The sequence below is a fragment of the Bradyrhizobium sp. UFLA05-153 genome (assembly GCF_054185185.1).
In genome coordinates this window covers 1-19,674 of the sequence record NZ_JBBIAM010000079.1, presented here as the reverse complement: position 1 = coordinate 19,674, position 19,674 = coordinate 1, and the positions used below count along the sequence as shown (strand labels likewise).

At 61.5% G+C, this 19,674-nt stretch carries 19 protein-coding genes and 2 pseudogenes; 16 read left to right on the top strand and 5 right to left on the bottom strand.

Going from position 1 to position 19,674, the window contains the following annotated elements:
- Positions 1-49: 49 nt before the first annotated feature.
- The 14 genes from Q2941_RS34325 to Q2941_RS34260 all read left to right on the top strand — a co-directional run bounded on the left by Q2941_RS34325 (position 50) and on the right by Q2941_RS34260 (position 15,206).
- A complete protein-coding gene (locus Q2941_RS34325; protein WP_458195193.1) occupies positions 50-2,515 on the top strand; it encodes a membrane-bound PQQ-dependent dehydrogenase, glucose/quinate/shikimate family in 2,466 nt (821 codons plus the stop codon).
- A 242-nt stretch (positions 2,516-2,757) separates the two neighbouring features.
- Complete coding sequence (locus Q2941_RS34320) at positions 2,758-3,672, top strand: 3-hydroxyacyl-CoA dehydrogenase (protein WP_458195191.1); 915 nt, start codon at positions 2,758-2,760, stop codon at positions 3,670-3,672.
- 14 nt (positions 3,673-3,686) lie between these two features.
- Positions 3,687-4,658, top strand: a complete 972-nt coding sequence (locus Q2941_RS34315; RefSeq protein WP_458195190.1) for a 3-hydroxyacyl-CoA dehydrogenase NAD-binding domain-containing protein — start codon at positions 3,687-3,689, stop codon at positions 4,656-4,658.
- A gap of 57 nt (positions 4,659-4,715) precedes the next feature.
- The gene (locus tag Q2941_RS34310; RefSeq protein WP_458195189.1) at positions 4,716-5,918 is read left to right on the top strand and encodes an acyl-CoA dehydrogenase family protein; all 1,203 of its coding nucleotides are present in this window, start codon (positions 4,716-4,718) and stop codon (positions 5,916-5,918) included.
- Positions 5,919-5,975: 57 nt separating this feature from the next.
- On the top strand, positions 5,976-7,178 hold the full coding sequence (locus Q2941_RS34305) for an acyl-CoA dehydrogenase family protein (protein ID WP_458195188.1): 1,203 nt from the start codon (positions 5,976-5,978) through the stop codon (positions 7,176-7,178).
- A 45-nt stretch (positions 7,179-7,223) separates the two neighbouring features.
- Positions 7,224-8,075, top strand: a complete 852-nt coding sequence (locus tag Q2941_RS34300) for an enoyl-CoA hydratase-related protein (protein WP_458195187.1) — start codon at positions 7,224-7,226, stop codon at positions 8,073-8,075.
- A gap of 29 nt (positions 8,076-8,104) precedes the next feature.
- The gene (locus Q2941_RS34295; protein WP_458195186.1) at positions 8,105-9,328 is read left to right on the top strand and encodes a CaiB/BaiF CoA transferase family protein; all 1,224 of its coding nucleotides are present in this window, start codon (positions 8,105-8,107) and stop codon (positions 9,326-9,328) included.
- 38 nt (positions 9,329-9,366) lie between these two features.
- Positions 9,367-10,152, top strand: a complete 786-nt coding sequence (locus Q2941_RS34290) for an enoyl-CoA hydratase (RefSeq protein WP_458195185.1) — start codon at positions 9,367-9,369, stop codon at positions 10,150-10,152.
- A 72-nt stretch (positions 10,153-10,224) separates the two neighbouring features.
- On the top strand, positions 10,225-10,404 hold the full coding sequence (locus tag Q2941_RS34285) for a hypothetical protein (protein ID WP_458195184.1): 180 nt from the start codon (positions 10,225-10,227) through the stop codon (positions 10,402-10,404).
- A gap of 153 nt (positions 10,405-10,557) precedes the next feature.
- Positions 10,558-11,817: an NAD(P)/FAD-dependent oxidoreductase gene (locus tag Q2941_RS34280; RefSeq protein ID WP_458195213.1), complete on the top strand. Its 1,260-nt coding sequence runs from the start codon at positions 10,558-10,560 to the stop codon at positions 11,815-11,817.
- Positions 11,818-11,832: 15 nt separating this feature from the next.
- Entirely contained in the window at positions 11,833-12,276 is a 444-nt protein-coding gene (locus Q2941_RS34275; protein ID WP_458195183.1) for a hypothetical protein, read from the top strand.
- Positions 12,277-12,456: 180 nt separating this feature from the next.
- Entirely contained in the window at positions 12,457-13,857 is a 1,401-nt protein-coding gene (locus Q2941_RS34270) for a cytochrome ubiquinol oxidase subunit I (protein WP_458195182.1), read from the top strand.
- The gene (gene cydB / locus Q2941_RS34265; RefSeq protein ID WP_458195181.1) at positions 13,857-14,867 is read left to right on the top strand and encodes a cytochrome d ubiquinol oxidase subunit II; all 1,011 of its coding nucleotides are present in this window, start codon (positions 13,857-13,859) and stop codon (positions 14,865-14,867) included. The genes Q2941_RS34270 and cydB overlap by 1 nt, the downstream gene beginning before the upstream one ends.
- Positions 14,868-14,993: 126 nt before the next feature.
- Positions 14,994-15,206, top strand: a complete 213-nt coding sequence (locus tag Q2941_RS34260; RefSeq protein ID WP_458195180.1) for a (2Fe-2S)-binding protein — start codon at positions 14,994-14,996, stop codon at positions 15,204-15,206.
- A 128-nt stretch (positions 15,207-15,334) separates the two neighbouring features.
- Here the strand turns inward: Q2941_RS34260 and Q2941_RS34255 are convergent.
- The 5 genes and pseudogenes from Q2941_RS34255 to Q2941_RS34235 form a co-directional block, all read right to left on the bottom strand.
- A pseudogene (locus tag Q2941_RS34255) lies at positions 15,335-15,622 on the bottom strand (ParB/Srx family N-terminal domain-containing protein); the annotation flags it as partial.
- A gap of 108 nt (positions 15,623-15,730) precedes the next feature.
- Entirely contained in the window at positions 15,731-16,687 is a 957-nt protein-coding gene (locus Q2941_RS34250; RefSeq protein ID WP_458195179.1) for an ArdC family protein, read from the bottom strand.
- A gap of 571 nt (positions 16,688-17,258) precedes the next feature.
- Positions 17,259-17,441 carry a hypothetical protein gene (locus Q2941_RS34245; protein WP_027555090.1) on the bottom strand — a complete coding sequence of 61 codons (183 nt, stop codon included), beginning with the start codon at positions 17,439-17,441 and terminating at the stop codon, positions 17,259-17,261.
- Between the two features lie 135 nt (positions 17,442-17,576).
- The gene (locus Q2941_RS34240) at positions 17,577-18,074 is read right to left on the bottom strand and encodes a thermonuclease family protein (protein WP_458195212.1); all 498 of its coding nucleotides are present in this window, start codon (positions 18,072-18,074) and stop codon (positions 17,577-17,579) included.
- 44 nt (positions 18,075-18,118) lie between these two features.
- The gene (locus tag Q2941_RS34235; RefSeq protein ID WP_458195178.1) at positions 18,119-18,712 is read right to left on the bottom strand and encodes a hypothetical protein; all 594 of its coding nucleotides are present in this window, start codon (positions 18,710-18,712) and stop codon (positions 18,119-18,121) included.
- A gap of 14 nt (positions 18,713-18,726) precedes the next feature.
- Here Q2941_RS34235 and Q2941_RS34230 point away from each other — a divergent pair, with 14 nt between their 5' ends.
- Together Q2941_RS34230 and Q2941_RS34225 are read left to right on the top strand one after the other, a co-directional pair.
- Positions 18,727-18,933, top strand: a complete 207-nt coding sequence (locus tag Q2941_RS34230) for a hypothetical protein (RefSeq protein ID WP_458195177.1) — start codon at positions 18,727-18,729, stop codon at positions 18,931-18,933.
- Between the two features lie 110 nt (positions 18,934-19,043).
- Positions 19,044-19,625 (top strand): annotated as a pseudogene (locus tag Q2941_RS34225) (SOS response-associated peptidase family protein); the annotation flags it as partial.
- Positions 19,626-19,674: the final 49 nt, after the last annotated feature.

Below are 19,674 nucleotides of genomic sequence, written 5' to 3'. Positions count from 1 at the left end.
CGGCTCGGTTCGTCGTTCTTGAAATCTAAGTTCTCAAAAGGAGAAAGAGATGTCTTCGACAGTAGATGTAGGCCCGGCAGCACCGACTCGACAGCGGGCATCAGAGTTGCAGAGATACCTCGCGTGGACGCCCACGGTTTTGGGCGGGATCGTCGCATTGCTCGGTTTGATCCTCACAGGTGGTGGCGCTTACCTCGCCTCGCTGGGAGGCAGCCTCTATTACGTTGTGGTAGGCGCGATGCTTCTCGCTGCGGGCGTTCTCATGATAAGGGGAAGCATCGCGGGCATCTATACCTATGTCGGCGCATTCGCTTTCACGGCCGTTTGGAGCTTTTGGGAGGTCGGCCTCTCGGGCTGGGAGTTGATCCCGCGTCTTGTCGGTCCCTTCATCCTCCTCGTCCTAGCCATTCTCGCTGCTCCCGTAATTGACAAGACGATCGGCCGGCATGTCCGAAAGCTGGGCTCGATCGGCGCCGGACTCTTCGTTGCCGCACTCGGCGTCCCGATCCCGATCTTCAATCAGCAGGCGGCACCGGATCCACTCCCTCAGGCGCACGCAAACGCCGTCTTCGAAGACTCCGCATATGCGCCCAAGAAGGGTGAGTGGAACGCCTATGGCGGTGGCCAGGGCGGGCAGCGCTATTCGGATCTCGCCCAGATCACGCCCGCAAACGTCAAGGACCTCAAGCGCGTCTGGACTTTCCATACCGGCGACATTCCGAAGAAGTATGGATCGGAGCTGACTCCGCTCAAGGTCGGCGACGCCATCTACGGCTGCACGCCGATGAACAAGCTGTTCAAGCTGAACGCGGCGACCGGCGAGAAGCTTTGGATGTACGATCCCGAGGTTCCGACGTCTTGGGTGCCATACACGGCGGCTTGTCGCGGTGTGGTGTACTATGAGAATCCCAAGGCCACAGCCGGCCAGGCCTGCGCAGCACGCATCATCGAGGGAACGCTCGACATGCGCCTGATCGCCGTGGACGCCAAGACGGGTCAGCCATGCCAGGATTTCGGCAAGAACGGCGCCGCCGACCTCAAGGCCGGACTCGCGCAGAAGGATAGCGCCACGGGTGCCGTTACACCCGTCATTCCGGGGACAGCGGCCATCACCTCGGCACCGGTCATCGTGCATGGGATCGTCGTCTCCGGGCATCAGGTGCTCGATGGTCAACGCCGTTGGGCCGCATCGGGCGTCATCCGCGGCTACGATGCTGTCACCGGTGAGCTGCGCTTTGCCTGGGACATTAATCAGCCCGAGGTCACGAAGCTGCCGCCGGACGGAAAGCCCTACTCCCTTGGCACGCCGAACATGTGGACCACAGGCGTCGGTGACGAAAAGCTCGGCCTCGTGTACTTGCCAATGGGCAACTCGGCTGGCGACTACTACACGTCGCTGCGCTCGGATGAGGAGAAGAAGTATAGCTCCGCACTCGTCGCGCTGGACGTGAACACGGGCAAGCCGCGCTGGGTGTTCCAGACCGTGCATAACGACGTGTGGGACTACGATCTCGGTTCTCAACCGACCCTGGTCGAATTCCCCACCGCCAGCGGCAAGGTGCCGGCGGTCTTGCTGCCGACCAAGAGCGGCGACATGTTCGTGCTCGACCGCGCCACCGGAAAGCCGCTGCACCAGGTCGACGAAGTGGCCGTCCCGCGGGGCGGCGCGGAACCCAGCCAGCGCTCTCCGACGCAGCCGTTCTCGCGTTACCATACGCTGCGTAAAGCCGATCTGGTCGAGCACGACATGTGGGGCATCTCGCCCATCGACCAGATGATTTGCCGGATCAACTTCAAGCGCGCTCGCTATGAAGGGCCGTTCACTCCGCCGGAGCTCGGCCGCCACAACCTCGAATATCCCGGCTACAACGGCGGGTCGGACTGGGGCAGCGTTGCCGTTGATCCGCACCGCGGGGTGATCATCGCGAACTATAACGACATGCCCAACTACGACACGCTCGTGACCCGCAAGGACGCGGACGGGATGGGCCTGTTCCCCGCCGGCGATCCCCGTGCGGCGGGAAGCGCCTCGAGTGCTGAAGGCGCAGGCGCCCAGACGGGAACGCCCTATGGCATCCTGGTCAACGCGGGATGGCAGATGCCGACGGGCGTGCTCTGCACGCGGCCTCCCTACGGCGGCATCCGTGCAATCGATCTCGCCACCGGCAAGACCCTGTGGGATCGCCCGTTCGGTTCGGCCCGGCGGAATGGTCCGTTCGGAATGCCGACCTTCATTCCGCTCGAGATCGGCACGCCAAACAATGGCGGATCGGTCGTGACAGCAGGCGGACTGATCTTCATCTCGGCGGCAACCGACGATCTGATCAAGGCGATCGACATCAAGACCGGCGAGATCGTTTGGAGTAACGTGCTACCCGCGGGTGGCCAGGCCACGCCGATCGTCTATGAGCAGGATGGCAAGGAGTATGTGGTCATCATGGCCGGCGGCCATCACTTCATGATGACGCCCCCGGGCGACTCTCTGATCGCCTACGCTCTGCCTGACAAGAAGTAAGAGTACGCGATCTCCGCAACGCGCGCCATCACCCGATGCCGCGCGTTGTGCTGTCTGGGCACAGAGACAGCGATCAAGCCGACCGACTCACGAGCACGCTGCCTTGCAGCAATTTGGCGGGATTTGCCGGCCTTTACTCGCAACGATGGAGCAAATGGGTCAAATATTTTCATGACGGTCATCATCTCTAGACCAAGCAAGTCAATTCGAGACAAGGCAACTTTGACAGCGAAGGAACGATCATGACGGTACTTGAAGCAACCAAATCGAAGAACTCATCGGGCGCCACCCGCTCCGGTCGACTGTTCGTTCTCGAACTGAGCGGTGACCGCATTCACTCGATGAACCCCGATGGTGCGGACCGCAAGGTCCTCGTCACGAATGGCCGTCTCCCGGATGGCATCGCCGTGGATGTCGAGGCGGGCCACATCTATTGGACCAACATGGGCGTACCCCCTCTCAACGATGGTTCGATTGAACGCGTCGACCTCGATGGCGGGAATCGCCAGGTCGTCATTCCACAAGGCGTTACGTATACGCCGAAGCAGATGCACCTCGATAAGGCGGACAAGAAGCTTTATTGGTGCGACCGTGAAGGCATGCGCGTGATGCGCGCCAATCTCGATGGCTCGCAGGTCGAAACACTGGTCGAGACCGGTCGCAGCGACGACGACCGGAAAGATCAAAACCGCTGGTGCGTCGGAATCACCGTCGATCCCAAACGCCGGCACATCTACTGGACGCAAAAGGGTCCCGACAACGGCGAGCAGGGCCGCATCTTCCGCGCCAACATTGACATCCCGAAGGGCGAAACCCCGGCGAACCGCTCCGACATCGAGCTGCTATTCGATCGCCTGCCGGAGCCGATCGACCTCGAGCTCGATCTGACCAACCGCATCCTCTACTGGACCGACCGCGGCGATCCCCCGCGCGGCAACACCGTCAATCGCGCGCCGATCGACACCAAGGCTGCCCCGGAGATCGTGGTCACGCATCTGATGGAGGGCATCGGCATCGCCCTCGACGTGCCCGGCAACCGGATGTTCGTCACCGACTTCGCCGGCTCGATCTATTCCGCCGATCTCGACGGCAAGAACGAGCGCAACTTCCTCTACGCCCAGGGCAATCTCACCGGCATCGCCTACGCCGAAATCTGATCGGAGAACATGACATGACCAACGCCAAATCCATTCGCCGCATCGCCATCATCGGCACCGGCGTGATCGGCGCGAGCTGGGCCTCGCTGTTCCTCGCCAAGGGATTGCAGGTTGTCGCGACCGACCCCGCGCCGAACGCAGAAGCCTCGCTCCGCAAGTTCGTGGAGACGGCCTGGCCGGCGCTAAAGCGCTTGGGCCTGTCGGCGGGTGCGTCGCAGTCGAACCTCAAGTTCACCGCAGATCTCGCGGAGGCACTTGCCGGCGTCGACCTCGTTCAGGAGAACGGGCCCGAGCGGATCGATTTCAAGCAAAAGCTCTACGGGCAGCTCGATGAGCTGTTGCCACCCGAGGTGATCATCGCATCGAGCTCGTCGGGGCTCACCATGAGCGAAATCCAGAAGGGCGCCGCGACGCATCCCGAGCGCTGTGTCATCGGCCATCCATTCAATCCGCCGCACCTGATCCCGTTGACCGAGATTGTCGGCGGAGCAAAAACCTCGGAAGCGACAATCCAGCGCGCGGCGGAATTCTACACGTCAATCGGGCAGAAGACGGTGCGCGTCAACAAGGAGATGCCCGGCCACGTCGCAAACCGGCTGCAGTCCGCATTGGGGCGCGAGGTCTACTATCTTGTCGCCGAGGGCGTGGTGAGCGCCGCCGACATCGACACCGCCCTCTCCTGGGGGCCGGGCCTGCGCTGGGGGATTATGGGCAACATGCTGCTCAATCACCTCGGCGGCGGCCCGGGTGGCATCGAGCACTTCTTCCAACAGTTCTCCGGTCCAATGACGGCTTGGTGGAAGACCCTCGGCTCACCCGTGCTGACGCCGGAAGTGCAGAAAAAGCTCATCGACAGCGTCCATGCCGAAGTCGGATCACGCTCCGTCCAGGAGCTGGAGCGTGCGCGCGACGAGATTTTGCTCGGCCTCATCGAACTGCGCAAGCGGTCAGAGACGGTTGCTCGGCGCGAAGTCGCAGCCGAGTAACGATCCGCTGCAGGCGCAGGTTCCCGGCTTTCAAGCCACAACAAGAGGAGACCCAAAATGCTTACAAAAACCCCGAAACAGCTTCCGCTGCCGAATAGCGACTTCTTTCAATTCGCTGAAACGCTGGGCGACGAGGAACGGGGGATCGTAAAAAAGGTGCGCACCTACATGGAAACGAAAGTCGCACCCATCATCAACAAACACTGGGTCGAGGACTCGTTCCCGTTCGAGCTGCTGCCGTCGTACAAGGAGCTAAACATCGCCGGTCTCGGCATTAATGGTTACGGCTGCCCGGGCGGAAGCCCCTTGCTGTTCGGCCTGATCGCCCTCGAGATCGCGCGGACCGATGTTTCGTTCTGCACCTTCCATGGTGTCCACACCGGTCTCGCGATGAATTCCATCTACCTCGCCGGCACCGAGGAGCAGAAGCAGATGTGGCTGCCGCCGATGGCGCGCATGGAAAAGGTCGGTTGCTTCGCGCTGACCGAGCCGCTGGTGGGCTCAGGGACCGGTGCTGGTCTCATGACCACGGCGAAACGTGAAGGCGACAGCTGGATCCTCAACGGCCAGAAGCGCTGGATCGGCAACGCGCCGTGGTGCGACATCTCGATCGTCTGGGCGCGCGATGTGGCCGACGACCAGGTCAAGGGCTTCATCGTCGAGAACAAGACGACGCCTGGATTCAGCGTCGAGAAGATGCAGAACAAGATCGCGCTGAAGGTCGTGCAGAACGGCCAGATCACGATGACCGACTGCCGCGTGCCAGATGCGAATCGTCTCCAGGGAGGCAAAGGAACGTTTCGCGATCCTGCGCTGGTGCTGCGCGGTACCCGGCATGGCGTCGGCTGGGAAATCACCGGTGCCCAGATGGGCGCCTACGAAAATGCCCTGAAGTACTCCCAGGAGCGCTTGCAGTTTGGCAAGCCGATCGGGTCGTTCCAGCTCATTCAGGAGCTGCTGGCAAAGATGCTGGCCAACATCGTGGCCTGTCAATCTATGTTGGTTCGCTCGGTGCAGCTGGAGACCGACGGCAAGCTGACTGATGCGCAGGCAGCGATTGTCAAGGCGTTCTGCACGTCTAAAGCGCGAGAAACGGTCGCGTGGGCCCGCGAGGTGCTGGGCGGCAACGGGATCCTGGTCGACTACAACGTCGCGCGCTTCTTTGCCGATACCGAAGCGATCTACTCCTATGAAGGCACCTACCAGATGCAGAACCTGATCGTCGGCAAGGCGATCACCGGCTTCAGCGCCTTCGTGTGAGATTTGCAAGTGCGCGCCGGCGCCCCAAGCTTTCAAACACAGCAACAGGAGTCCCAAATGCTCACCAAAACCCCGAAGCAGCTTCCAACGCCGAACAGTGATTTCTATGACTACGCCGACCTCTTGAACGTCGACGAGCGTGCGATCCATCAGAGTGTGCGCACGTTCATGGAGTCCAAGGTCGCGCCGATCATCAACAAGTACTGGATCGAGGACGCGTTCCCGTTCGAGCTGCTGCCTGCAGTCAGGGAGCTGAACCTCGGGGGCCTCGGCATCCAGGGGTACGGCTGCGCCGGCGGGAATCAATTGCTGGTCGGCCTTATTGGCGTGGAAATGGCGCGGGTCGATGCCTCATTCGCGACCTTCTTCGGCGTCCACAACTTCCTGGCGATGGGTTCAATCGCGATCGCTGGATCGGAGGAACAGAAACAGAAGTGGCTGCCGTCTATGGCGCGGATGGAGAAGATCGGCTGCTTCGGCCTGACCGAGCCGCTGGTCGGCTCTGGAGCGGCCGGTGGCCTCACCACGACCGCAAAGCGCGATGGCGACACCTGGGTCCTCAACGGCCAGAAGCGGTGGATCGGCAACGCGCCTTGGTGCGATATCTCGATCATCTGGGCACGCGACGTCGACGACAACCAGGTCAAGGGCTTCATCGTCGAGAACAAGTCGACGCCCGGCTTCAGTGTCGAGAAGATGCAGAACAAGATCGCGCTCAAGGTGGTCCAGAACGGCCAGATCACCATGGAGAACTGCCGGGTGCCGGAAGCAAACCGGCTCGCGTCGGGCGCCCAATCCTTCCGCGACACCGCGCGCGTGCTGCGTGGGACGCGGTACTACGTGGGATGGGAGGCGACGGGATGCGCGATGGGCGCCTACGAGCACGCGCTCAAGTATACCCAGGAGCGATTGCAGTTCGATAAGCCGATCGGGTCGTTCCAGCTGATTCAGGACCTCCTCGCCAAGATGCTCGCCAACATCACTGCCTGCCAGGGCATGGTGGTGCGCACGGCCCAGCTCGCCGACCAAGGCAAACTGACGGACCAGCAAGCGGCGCTTTCGAAGGCGTTCACGACGGCCAAGGCGCGTGAGACGGTCTCCTGGGCGCGAGAGGTGCTCGGCGGCAACGGCATCATCGCCGACTACAACGTCGCCCGCTTCTTTGCCGATGCCGAGGCTCTCTATTCCTACGAGGGCACTTACCAGATGCAGAACCTGATCGTCGGCAAGGCGATCACCGGCTTCAGCGCCTTCATCTGAGACTCACAAGCGCGCCGGCTCGTAACCTTAAGAAGAGAGATCAACATGTCATCGACAACAACGACGCTCGCATCTTCGCCCACGACGACGCCTGCCGATTCATCGACGGAAGTCCTGACGCTCGCAAACGTCCTGTACGACAAGCGCGGCGCGATCGCCTATGTGACCGTCAACCGGCCGAAGGTGCTCAACGCCCTGAACACGCCGACCTGGAAGGATCTGCGAACTGCTTTCGAGCATGCGCGGAACGATGCTGCCGTGCGCGGCGTCATTCTTACCGGCGCAGGCGACAAGGCCTTCATCGCCGGCGCCGACATCAGCGAACTCGCGCATGCGAGTTCAATCGACGCCGAACGGTCCAGCCGCTACGGCCAGGAGGTGCTCGATCTCATCGAGAATCTCGGCAAGCCGGTGATCGCGGCAATCAACGGTTTTGCACTTGGCGGCGGTTGCGAGACGGCAATGGCATGCACCATCCGAATCGCCGTCGAGCACGCGAAGTTTGGCCAGCCCGAGGTCAAGCTGGGATTGCTTCCCGGCGGCGGCGGCACGCAGCGGCTGCCGCGCCTGGTTGGGAAGGGCCGCGCGCTCCAGCTCATCTTGTCCGGAGAGACCATCAGCGCGCAGGAGGCCTGGCGCATTGGGCTCGTCAACGAGCTCGTAGCGGCAGCCGATCTCATGGCGCGTGCGGAAGCCATCCTGAAGCTGATCGCTTCCAACGCGCCGATCGCCGTCAGGCAATCGCTCGAAGCGGTGAACAAGGGCTTGGACACGAGCCAGAGCGAAGGCTTCGCCCTCGAAGCTTCATACTTCGGCCTATGCGCCGGGACTGAGGACAAGAAGGAAGGCACGTCCGCCTTCCTTGAAAAGCGCGCCCCGCAGTTCGCGGGGCGGTGAAGCAAACACGGTGATTTAGGAGAGACCCAATGGCAAGCGACAACATTTTTTCTGGACTGAAGGTGGTTGACTTCTCAAGCTTCGTCGCGGCGCCCGGCGCGGCCGTCATCCTGTCGGACTTCGGCGCCGACGTCATTAAGGTCGAACCGCCGAACGGCGACCCTTGGAGACATGTGCACAAGATCCCTCCGCAGCCGGCGGCAGACGAGCCCTATCAGTGGCATCTTGTCAACCGCAACAAGCGCAGTATCACGCTCGATCTGAAGTCACCTAGCGCCCCTCAAGTCCTCGAGCAGCTTGTCAAATGGGCCGATGTATTCATCGTCAATACGCCACATCCCGCACGCAAGAAGTTAAAGCTCGAATATGACGATGTGGTGCGCTGGAATCCGCGCCTGATCTACGCGGACCTTACGGGGTTCGGCGAAAAGGGACCGGATGCTAATCTGCCGGGCTTCGACATCACGGCATACTGGGCGCGTAGTGGTTTGCTGTCGATGACGCGCGATGCCGGCGCGCCGCCGACCTGGCCGGTCGCCGGCAGCGGCGACAACGCGACAGGTGTCGGAATCTATTCGGCGATCGTCACCGCGCTTTACCGCCGCGAGCGAACCGGCAAGGGAGCGTATGTCACTACCTCGCTGCTCGCCGAGGGTGTCTGGTCGGCGAGCGTTTCGATACAGGCTGCGCTGGCCGGTGCAAAGTTCTTTGGGCTGCATGATCGCATGCATCCGGCCAATGCGGCGCTCAACGTGTATCGCGCAGCCGACGGCACCTGGTTCGTTCTTATCGTCACGCCCGACAAGTTGGCCGCTGTGGCGAAGGCAATCGGCCGACCGGATCTGTTGACCGATCAGCGATTCGCCGATTCGGCGAAGCTGATGGCGAACATGTCGGAACTCACGGCCATCCTCGACGAGGTTTTCTCCGCGCAGCCGATGGCGCATTGGTATGAGGTTTTCAGCGGCGCGCACGTCACGTTCGGCGCCGTGCGCGGGCCCCAAGAGGTGATTAACGATCCCCAGCTGGCGGCAAACGACATCGTCGTTCCGCTCGAAGGCGCCGGCGGCAACCTCAACACGACGATCAGCAGCCCAATACAGGTGCACGGTGTCACCAAGGTCCCGGCCCGGCGCGGGCCCGACCTCGGCGAGCACACCGAAGAGATCCTCCGTGACCTGGGATTTGACGCTAAGGGCATCGACGGCCTGCGCGCGAGCGGCGCAGTGCCGAAAGTCAAGGAACACGCCTAGAAAATGGCGACGAAGTATAGCGAACAAAGGAGCAAACGATGAGCGACATTATCACCGAGCGTACCGGCGCGATCCTGCGGGTCCAGCTTAATCGCCCCGCCCAAAAGAACGCGATGACGTCCAGCATGTACACGAGCCTGGCCAACATTCTCAACGAAGCTGACAAGGACGACGGGGTCAGTGTCGTGCTCTGGCACAGTGCCGGAGACGCGTTCTGCGCCGGTAACGACCTTGGGGATTTTCTCAAGAATCCGCCCAGGCCGGGCGCATTTACGCAGGGCCTCCTGATGGAAGCGTTCGTCAGGTTCGAAAAGCCTATCGTCGTGGCCGTGCAAGGCGCGGCGATCGGCGGAGGAACCACGATGCTGACGCATTGCGATTTCGTCTACGCGGGCGAGAGCGCGAAATTCCAACTGCCGTTCATCAACCTGGCGCTGGTGCCGGAATTCGGATCGAGCTTTTCGATACCGGCGCGCGTGGGTCATCTCCGGGCGGCGGAATTGTACTTACTGGGAGACCCCTTCACGGCCCCGCGGGCGGTGGAGTTGGGCCTCGCGACTCGCGTGGTGCCCGACAGCGATCTGCTCGCGACTGCCACCGCAACGGCGGAGAAGCTGGCGGCAAAACCGAGCGGCGCGTTGCTGGCGAGCAAGCGGCTCCTCAAGCAGGCTTCGATTGGCCAGCTCAAAGAGGCTATCAAGAGTGAAAGCCAGGAGTTCATGGAGCGGGTGAGCTCGACAGAGGCCAAGGAAGCGATCTCGGCCATCCGCGAGAAACGTCCGCCCAATTTTGAGAAGAGCCCGGCGCACGTGGCGGCCGAATAGTCCGTGCTTGCGGCAATTGATGGGCGCCGCGTCGAGTCGCCGCGGCGCCAAGCGGAAATGCGTGGAGCTGATATGAAGCACGTCTTGAGCATGGTCACGCTCGTCCTGGGAGCCCTGGGCTTCGTGGTGTTCCTGATCACGCTGAAGCCAGAGCCGCTCAGTGCAGTCACGGCACTCAGCGAGTCCGCGCATTGCAAAATGGCGACTTCTCATGCGCCATGCCGTAGCGAGCTAGAATGGCTGGGGCGTTGAGGGTATCGCTTCCGACAGAAGCCTGCTGACGTCATCGATGACAATGAGCACGAACGAGGTGAACCAATGTGCGCGATGCTGGCTGAGACCCGACCCGACGAAGCAACCGCTGTTGTCGAGGCTCCCCCTTAAGAGCGCAAGCGGGTCGTCGTCATCGGGGGTGGCTTTGCCGGGATCGCCGCAACACGGGCGCTGCGGCACGCTGAGGTCGATGTCTTAATGATCGACCGCCGTAACCACCACATCTTTCAGCCGCTGCTCTACCAGGTGGCGACGGCGGTCCTCTCGCCAGCCGAGATAGCAGCGCCGATCCGTCAGCTCGAGGTCAAGCAGCGAAACCTCAGCGTGCTCCTGGCGGAGGTCACCGGCGTCGATGTTGCTTCCCGCACCATCGAGTCGTCCTCCCCTGGCGTGGGCGTCCGCAAGATCGCCTACGACTATCTGGTGGTCGCGACCGGCATGCGCCCGAGCTACTTCGGGCACGATGAGTTCGCGCGATTTGCGCCGGCGCTCAAGAGTCTCAACGACGCCGAGACGATCCGAGCCAAGATCCTGAGCGCGTTCGAAGTTGCCGCAACGACCGAGGACGCAAGCGAACGCGCGCGCCAGATGACATTCGTGCTGGTCGGAGCAGGCCCCACCGGCGTGGAACTCGCGGCATCCCTCGCGCAAATGGTGAAGGTTACGCTGCGCGGAAACTTTCGCCATATCGACCCAGCGCAAACCAGCATCATTCTGCTCGACGCAGGTCAGCGGGTTCTGCCGACCTTTGCTGAGCCGCTGTCACACAGGGTGACCCGACGGCTCACGAAGCTCGGCGTGAAGGTCTTGACCGGAGTGAAGGTCGAGACGGTCGATGCGGAGGGCGTGGTCGCCGGCGGAAGCCGGATTCCCAGCGCCACCGTGCTGTGGACCGCCGGGGTTGCGGCGTCGCCTATTCCAAAGATGCTGGGCACCAAGACCGACCGCGCGGGACGCGCACTCGTTGATCCCTTCCTGAAGGTCGAAGACGCGCCCGGCGTGTTCGTCGTGGGCGATGCGGCGTCGGTCATGCAGAACGAACATCCGGTGCCGGGCGTGGCGCAGGCCGCGATCCAGGAAGGACGCTACGTCGGGCGGCTGATCGCGAAGGAGCTGAAGGGCCAAAAAGAGAAACGTCCGTTCCATTATTTCGACAAAGGCAACATGGCGGTCGTCGGTAAGAATTACGCCGTGCTGGAGCGAGGCTGGCTGCGGACAAGCGGGTCCCTGACCTGGCTGGTGTGGGCGTGCGTTCACATCCTCGCCCTGCCGCAGCTACAGAATCGCCTGCGCGTGCAGCGGCAGTGGCTCTGGTCGTACTTCACCGGCCAGCGCAGCTCGCGCCTGATCCCCGAGCCCGCGCGGGTCGCTACTCCCGGGTCCGATCATTGAGGGGCCGCTTGCGCCATGAACACGGTCTACCTCCCTGCATTGGCAGCGTTGGCGGGGTCGACGATCGGCGGCCTTACGTCGTTCGCGTCAGCCTGGCTCACGCTGCACCATCAGGATCGCGCAAAACGGCTGTCGGGGGAAAAGACCAGACGGCAAAAGCTGTACAAGAAATTCATCGATGAGGCCTCGAAGCTCTACGCCGACGCGCTCGTCCACGATCGGGCGGAGGTCTCCGCATTGGTCAGCGTCTACGCGCTGATCAACCGGATGCGCGTCGTATCAAGCACCGCCGTGATCGAGAAGGCAGACGCGGTCATTCATTTGATCATCGACACATATTTCATGCCCAACAAGACCCTCTCTGAAGTTCGCGAGCTGATGAACGGCCACGCCGTCAATCCACTGCGGGCCTTCAGCGAGGAATGCCGTGCCGAATTGCGGGCGCTCAATGACCGTTGAGCGTGTGCTCAACGTCGTTGCTTCCTCCACTTTGAAGAATTTGCCGCGATTTGGCAGCGTTTACTCATGCATCTGAACTGCGCGGTCTATTTTCAACGAGCCTGCATGCCTGCCGGCGGCTTTGAGGGCTCCTTCGGTCGCTCTCTCTCTCTACATCCCCACAACACAAGAGGTCCAGCGATGCATTTTGATCCAGTCCTGCTCTCACGCATCCAGTTCGCCTGGGTCGTCGCCTGGCACATTCTGCTTCCAGCATTCACCGTCGGATGTGCGTCCTTCATCGCTGTCTTCGAGGGCTTGAGCCTTGCGACCGGACGCGAAGTCTATGTCCGCAACTCGATATTCTGGACCAAGATCTTCGCCATCGCATTCGGCATGGGCGTCGTGACGGGCCTTGTCATGCCATTCCAGTTCGGCACCAACTGGAGCCGCTACGCGTCCGCAGCCGGGGACGTCCTCTCGCCACTCTTTGCGTATGAAGGCCTCACGGCCTTCTTCCTGGAAGCCGGCTTCCTCGGTGTCCTGCTGTTCGGCCGCAAGCTGGTGCCGCCATGGGCGCACTTCTTCGCGGCCCTCATGGTGGCGATCGGGACTTTGTTTTCCACGTTCTGGATCTTGTCCGCCAACAGTTGGATGCAGACGCCGGCAGGCTACGAGATCGTCAACGGTCAGTTCATTCCGACAGATTGGATCAAGGCGATCTTCAATCCGTCGTTTCCTTATCGGCTCGCGCACACGGCGTTCGCATTCTTCACGACCACCGGATTCGTCGTCCTCGGTGTGGGCGCATACCTGCTCAGGCGCAATCGATCCGTCCTGGAAGCACGTACCATGATGTCGATGGCGCTGTGGGCGCTGACCGTGCTGGTGCCGCTGCAGATGGTGATCGGCGATATGCACGGCCTCAACACCCGCAAATATCAGCCTGCGAAGCTGGCGGCCATTGAGGCTCGTTGGGAAACCGCGAAGAGCGTGCCGCTGACTGTCTTCGCAATTCCGGATGACAAGGCCGAGCATAACAAGTTCGCCATCGAAATTCCCTGGCTCGGAAGCCTGATCCTGACCCACGATATCGATGGCGAGGTGAAGGGCCTGAAGGACTTCCCCGCCGATCAGCGTCCGCCCGTCGCGATCCCCTTCTTTGCCTTCCGCGCGATGGTCGGATGCGCGGGTCTGATGCTGGGGCTCGTGCTTCTGGGCGGCTGGTTGCGGTGGCGCGGGCAACTCTATGACACACGGCTGTACCTGTTGGCATGTCAGTGTGCGATTCCGCTTGGCTTTATCGCGGTCGTAGCCGGATGGTTCGTGACCGAGGTCGGCCGGCAGCCGTGGACAGTCTATGGACTCTTGCGAACTGCAGCCTCGGTGTCGCCGTCTCTGACAAGCCATGACGTTACGCTGTCGCTCCTGGCTTACATGGCGGCCTATCTGCTGATCTACCCCTCGGGCCTAATCCTGCTGTTTCGGCTCGTTCGCAAAGGCCCGCTCGAGACCAGTGAATCGGCTTCGGCGATCGAGGCTGGCATTCCTGCCGCGCCGGTCCTGGCCCCCGCAATCAACGTCGTGAAAGGAGAAGTGTAATGACCCAGGTGCTCGATTTGGTTCCGATCTGGACGGTAATCCTCGCGCTGGCCGTCTTCTTCTACGTGCTGCTCGATGGCTTCGATCTTGGAGTGGGGATGCTCTTTGGCTTGGCGTCCGATACGCGCTCCCGTAACACCATCATGAACTCGATTGCTCCGATCTGGGATGGCAACGAGACTTGGCTAGTGCTTGGCGGCCTTGGCCTTCTGGCGGCATTCCCGACTGCGTTCGCCGTGATCATCCCAGCGGTGTATTTTCCCATCCTGGTCATGTTGCTCGCACTGGTGTTCCGCGGCGTCGCATTCGAATTTCGGTTTCGCGACGCTGAACACAAGACGTTCTGGGATCACGCATTCTGCCTCGGATCTGCTACGGCCACGTTTGCGCAAGGCGTCGTGCTTGGCGCATTCGTCCAGGGCTTTCCGGTCCGCGACGGGCAATTTGCGGGAACGTCCTTTGCGTTTCTAACGCCCTTCTCCATTCTGACCGGCGTCGCCTTGATGTTCGGCTACGGTCTTCTCGGCGCCGGCTGGCTTATTCTGAAAACCGACGGTGACATTCAGGCTGCGGCACGTCGCCAAGGCCGCGTCTGCCTCGTCGGTGTCGTAACCGCGATCGCGATCGTGAGCATCTGGACCCCAATCATGAGCCCCGCGGTGGCGGCGCGCTGGTTTAGCTGGCCCAACATCGCGCTGTTCGCACCGGTACCCGTACTGTCCGGCATGATCGCGCTCGGGACATGGCGGTCTCTCGGCGGCAAGGTCGAGGCGGCGCCATTTTTTGGCGCGATCGCACTCTTCGTCCTGGCCTACATTGGCATGGCGATCAGCCTGTTTCCGATGATCGTGCCCTACCAGCTGACACTGTGGGAGGCCGCCTCGTCGCCGCGCACTCAGGCCTTCCTTCTGGTGGGAACGCTGTTCCTGATTCCTGTCATCCTGACCTATTCGAGCTGGTCATATTGGGTGTTTCGCGGAAAGGTTCGCGCCGATGTGGGGTATCACTGATCCTCTCTTGGCAATCTGCTAGGTCAAGCGCTGAAACGACCCATCATTGGACCACGTCGTAGACCACTATTTGTCTGGGGCAGTGATGGGTCGGCAGCGGATTAGATCCACTCGCACGCTGACGGAATGCCAGAGAGCGCACTCAGAATGATCATCTGCTCATGCAATGTTATCAGCGATCATGACATCAGAGAGGCTCTCACCTCCGCTGATGCCGAGCTAAATTCGACTGCGCAGGTCTACAATTGCCTCGGCTGTTTGGTGCATTGCGGACTTTGCTCCCGCTCGGTCAGAAGAATCTTGCGGCACAAGCCTCTGCGCCATCTCTCGTCGGCCTAGATGCGGCGGCCGACCAAACGATCTCCACCGGTCGGCAGCGGCGGCCGTCCGTATTGAGAGACAAGTCCAGACGAGCGACTCTCCGCTCGCAAATTCCACGGTCACGCTTTGGCAGACAGGCGCCCGCGAACGGCTTGCGTCTTCGCCATGCGCTTCTGCTTCACGAGAAGTTCCAACGCACGATAACGCCGGCCGCCCGCCGGCACCTCAAACATGCCGGTCTCATTACCTTCCGCATCCACGACCGCCCGCACGTTGAGACTTTGCAGGAGCGTACGCTGAGCGATACTTTCGGCGAGTTGCTCGATCGAAACGCCTGCCTTCACCCGCCGCACGTTGGACTGGCTGAGCACCAGCTTGTTGAACGGAATGTCCCGCGAGGGCGACAGGGTGATCTTTTGGACAGCCTTCGTCATATCGATTCTCCACGACGGGCGGCCGGGAGCCTCTCTCTCGGCCTCCAACCCGTCGCGAAAACCGCATCTCCCCTCTCACTCTCGCTTCCGAAGCGACTGGCGAGATCTTCACGCTGCCTCCTGCTCCGCTCTCTCGGTCGTCACGTCAACAACGGACTCCGGCAGAAAGCCAAGCAGATAATCCGCAGCCTTGCTGGCTTGTGAGGCAGCTCGCACGATCGCGCGATTGTCCTCGCGCAGCACCTCGAGCCAGGAGCCAATATAATCGGCATGGCGCACCGTCGGCACAATACCGAGCGACGCGCAGCTGAACGCAGCCGATATCTCCGCGATCAACTCCTCAAAAGCATACTTCTTGGTACCATAACTGCCCGACAAATCGCGGTTGAGACGTGACAGATGGCCGCTTGCATGGGCCAACTCATGCAAGGCCGTTCGATGCCAATTGATCGGCTCGAAATAGGCTTGCGGTGGCGGCACCTGCACATAGTCTTCTGCCGGCACATAGAATGCGCGATTGCCGCCGATCCGGAAGTCGATGCCAGTCGCCTTGATGAGCTTTTCGACCCGCGGCTCGATCAGGCCTGGTGGCGGAGGCGGCGCTGTTGTTGCGATCTCCGAAGGCAGGTCGGCGCACTGATCGGCATTAAAGACCGTAAAGCGCTTGAGGAATGGGATGGCCTGCGCTTCATCGCCCGTTTCGCTCGCGCGCCGCTTTTCATCGACCGGCACAAAGCGATCGGCATAGACGACAGTCGTTCCGCGCTCGCCCTTGCGAACATGGCCGCCGAGTGCCATGGCCTGACGGAACGTAAGCCAGCTTTGGCCTGCGAAGCCGCGCTCGATAACCGCGCCCCACAGAATCAAGACATTGATTCCGCTGTAGTGCCGACTCGTCGCCGCGTTCTTCGGCATCGCAAGCGGCGCCTTGGCGGCTGCGGTTCCCCAAGGTTGAATCCAGGGTACACGGCCGATCTCCAGCTCAGCAATGATCTTGTCGGTGATTTCGTCATAAAGGCTTGTCCGGTCCCCACCGGAGCGCGCCCGAGGATAATGTCTGGACATCGCGGGTCTCCGCGACGGGCGCCGCGAGCCTCTCTCGCAGCCTGTAACCCGTCACGGCAAAACCCGGCCGGCACTCTCACTCTCAGCCTCCTACGCGAGGAATCGATGCCGTGTGACCAAGCGGCCGCGTGGTTCGGCTTGCGAGAGCCCGGTCTGGCCCTCGCCGCATGCACAAGTGAGAGAATGCGCGCGAGCCGGCCCGCCTTCCGTCCCATTTCTTCATGGCACTTGGTCTTGAGATGCCTATGGCCGCAGGCCCGACAGGCTTGCGCCAATGGCGCATCGCCTCAACGCAAAATGGCACCCGGAGAACGTGAGCATAGCGCCCCGAAGGGGCACGCGGGTCCGAGTGCAGCGACGAGACCGGTTAACAGCGGCACCCGGGACAGGGGCAGTGATAGCGATCGCCGAAGGCGAGCCCCTTTCCCGAGTGCCCCCGGCGAGGAGCTCCGCAGTCTTTGCGCGAGGGATCGACGCCGCACGGCCGAGACGCAAGGCGGCTCGGTTCACGAGGGCCCGATGCGGCGGCAGCCGCACGCGCGCAAGCGGAAGAGTCCGCTGGTCGGAGGATCTAAATTTCCTCGCGCGCATTCGTTTGCGCGTCATAGATCCTGATCTGAAGCATGGGAAAACGCTTCTTGAGTTCTTCTCCACCTGCTCTGGCGCCGTCTCTGGTTGCAAATTCGGCTTTGAGGCGGCCGTCCACTTCAAGCGCGTAACCAGAGGCCGGCAGTTCACGGTTGGCTGCAACCATTTCATTCCCATTGTGCAGTGAGGTGGTTCGGAATGATGGGTTAACTTGAGTCGCCCAAACCACGCTAGAGCCACTTGCGCAACTGTGGTGATCGGCCTTCACACGTTGCGGATTGACGCCTCGCAGCGGAGCCCATCAAGGATGAGCATTTGCGTCGTCCGAACAGGCGAACGGCTTTCCGTTCGCGCGGATGCATGCACGATAGAGCCACGGCTCGACGTAGCTGCCTTTCCAGAGTCCGCGACCGGCGCGCTCAGCCTCGCGCTGGGCTTCGTGATATCTACCCTTCGAGTATTGGGGCCAATCCAACGCATGACCGTTGCGCACAAGCCATTCCCCAAGATCCGCGCCACCGACCGAACAGGTCGCAACCGTGCGGCCATATGGATCGAGGCTGAGTGGGGCACAATTGACGGGACGGCGGGCAATGTAGGCGTCGAGGTCATTCGCTGCCTGCGAGCCACAGCGGTACTGTAAACTGTTCTCACCGCGACACAGCTGAGTAGTTTCCGGAGCGTCCACACCCCAAAGGCGGATCCTTGTTCCGTGAACTTCCAGCGTGTCACCGTCAATCACGCTGGCCTGACCGACAAAATTGTCGGCCAGGGCCGAGCTCGACAGCAGCAGGAGCATCAACACAAGGGCTCGGTGTTTGTTCATAGCGTTGGTACCAAGGATTACCGCAGATCGCGGGGATTGGATTTCGGCCAGTTCTCAAGTGGCTTTAGTACCGGCAGATTCTCCGGCCGCCCGGGAAAATGAAACTCCGTGCCGCGCAGCCATCGACCCTCGAAGCGGTCCCAAAACAAGATCGCATCCATTTGCCAGGTAAACTCATAGACCCTCCACACGCCGTCGCTCTTTATGACTTCGCCAGTTGCGTTGAACGGCAGGCTGTTGAGCTTGCACAGAGCGTAGATCTCATCCCAGTGCTCGCGGATATAACGGTCCTCGAGCGCCACGTGATACGGCCGGTCGGCGCGCCAGCGCGATCCGCCGCTGCGTGGATAAAAGCCTTGGCGGGGCATCAGGAATTCCGGAATGCGCGCGATCGCCTTGCCGATCCGGCGCGCTTCATCCGAGGAGAGCTTGCCAACGCCGAAGCTGTAGCGCTGCGCGTCATCGCGGCAATAGAGCCACGCCAGGGTTACGCCGTTGGCATCCCTGACGACGTAGCACTCGGAATTTTCCCGGACCAACGTCCAGGGCGGCTTGAAACGGCGGCTTGACTCCATGAGAACAAAATAAGAACATGCCGCATCGACGGTCAACCTGGAATACGGCCATGTCCTCGGTCTCAGAGCCGAACGAACAGGACGATGGGCTGGATGCCGCCGTCGAGCAGGCGATCGCCGTTTGCGGCGGCGATAGGCGCGCGGCCGTTCGCGCGCTGATCGTCACGAACAATTTCCTGGAATCGGAGATCTCGGAGTTGAAGAAGGCTGTCTCGCACGCCTACACGCGCGGGCGCTTTCGGACTTACACGGGTTAGATGCCATGCACTGAGGTGACGATGAAACATCCGCACATTACTTTATGACAGACGAACAGGCACCGATATGGCGATCCAGTTCATGCTTGATGACCGAGAGCGAGCCCTGAATGTGCAATCTCTATTCGATGACCAAGAACGTGGATGCGATCCGCCGGTTGTTTGGCGCCCTCAACAGCAGGGTTGGTAACTTGCCGTCGATGCCGGGTATCTTCCCGGACTACCCGGCACCGATCGTCCGCAACGCACCGGATGGGACTGAGATCGTTATGGCGCGCTGGGGCATGCCGTCGTCGCAGTGGGCACTCATGGACGCTACGAAGAAGCGAGCGCAGAAGCTTGAGGCCAAGGGCAAGACTGTTGACTTCAAGGAACTCTTGCGGGCAGAGCCGGACAGCGGCACGACCAACATCCGCAACGTCAACAGCGCGCATTGGAAACGATGGCTAGATCCAGCGCATCGCTGTCTGGTACCGTTCACGTCGTTCAGCGAGTATGACACCATCGACGGCAAGAAGGTGCCCGTCTGGTTCGCGCCCGACGAGAGCCGACCGCTACTCGCCTTCGCCGGCCTCTGGACGAACTGGACGAGTGTGCGCAGGGCCAAGGAAGGTGAAGTCACCACCGATGTTTATGGCTTTCTCACATGCGATCCCAACGAAGAGTGCGCGTTCCAGCCGATCGTGATCACCGATTCCAGGCCATCGTGATCACCCATTCCAGAGCATCGTGATCACCATT

What these genes read in the sequence shown, in the direction of transcription:
- Q2941_RS34325 (WP_458195193.1), top strand. Translation starts at nt 50, where the DNA reads ATGTCTTCGACAGTAGATGTAGGCCCGGCAGCACCGACTCGACAGCGG.
- Q2941_RS34320 (WP_458195191.1), top strand. Translation starts at nt 2,758, where the DNA reads ATGACGGTACTTGAAGCAACCAAATCGAAGAACTCATCGGGCGCCACC.
- Q2941_RS34315 (WP_458195190.1), top strand. Translation starts at nt 3,687, where the DNA reads ATGACCAACGCCAAATCCATTCGCCGCATCGCCATCATCGGCACCGGC.
- Q2941_RS34310 (WP_458195189.1), top strand. Translation starts at nt 4,716, where the DNA reads ATGCTTACAAAAACCCCGAAACAGCTTCCGCTGCCGAATAGCGACTTC.
- Q2941_RS34305 (WP_458195188.1), top strand. Translation starts at nt 5,976, where the DNA reads ATGCTCACCAAAACCCCGAAGCAGCTTCCAACGCCGAACAGTGATTTC.
- Q2941_RS34300 (WP_458195187.1), top strand. Translation starts at nt 7,224, where the DNA reads ATGTCATCGACAACAACGACGCTCGCATCTTCGCCCACGACGACGCCT.
- Q2941_RS34295 (WP_458195186.1), top strand. Translation starts at nt 8,105, where the DNA reads ATGGCAAGCGACAACATTTTTTCTGGACTGAAGGTGGTTGACTTCTCA.
- Q2941_RS34290 (WP_458195185.1), top strand. Translation starts at nt 9,367, where the DNA reads ATGAGCGACATTATCACCGAGCGTACCGGCGCGATCCTGCGGGTCCAG.
- Q2941_RS34285 (WP_458195184.1), top strand. Translation starts at nt 10,225, where the DNA reads ATGAAGCACGTCTTGAGCATGGTCACGCTCGTCCTGGGAGCCCTGGGC.
- Q2941_RS34275 (WP_458195183.1), top strand. Translation starts at nt 11,833, where the DNA reads ATGAACACGGTCTACCTCCCTGCATTGGCAGCGTTGGCGGGGTCGACG.
- Q2941_RS34270 (WP_458195182.1), top strand. Translation starts at nt 12,457, where the DNA reads ATGCATTTTGATCCAGTCCTGCTCTCACGCATCCAGTTCGCCTGGGTC.
- cydB (WP_458195181.1), top strand. Translation starts at nt 13,857, where the DNA reads ATGACCCAGGTGCTCGATTTGGTTCCGATCTGGACGGTAATCCTCGCG.
- Q2941_RS34260 (WP_458195180.1), top strand. Translation starts at nt 14,994, where the DNA reads ATGCCAGAGAGCGCACTCAGAATGATCATCTGCTCATGCAATGTTATC.
- Q2941_RS34250 (WP_458195179.1), bottom strand. Translation starts at nt 16,687, where the DNA reads ATGTCCAGACATTATCCTCGGGCGCGCTCCGGTGGGGACCGGACAAGC.
- Q2941_RS34245 (WP_027555090.1), bottom strand. Translation starts at nt 17,441, where the DNA reads ATGGTTGCAGCCAACCGTGAACTGCCGGCCTCTGGTTACGCGCTTGAA.
- Q2941_RS34240 (WP_458195212.1), bottom strand. Translation starts at nt 18,074, where the DNA reads ATGCTCCTGCTGCTGTCGAGCTCGGCCCTGGCCGACAATTTTGTCGGT.
- Q2941_RS34230 (WP_458195177.1), top strand. Translation starts at nt 18,727, where the DNA reads ATGTCCTCGGTCTCAGAGCCGAACGAACAGGACGATGGGCTGGATGCC.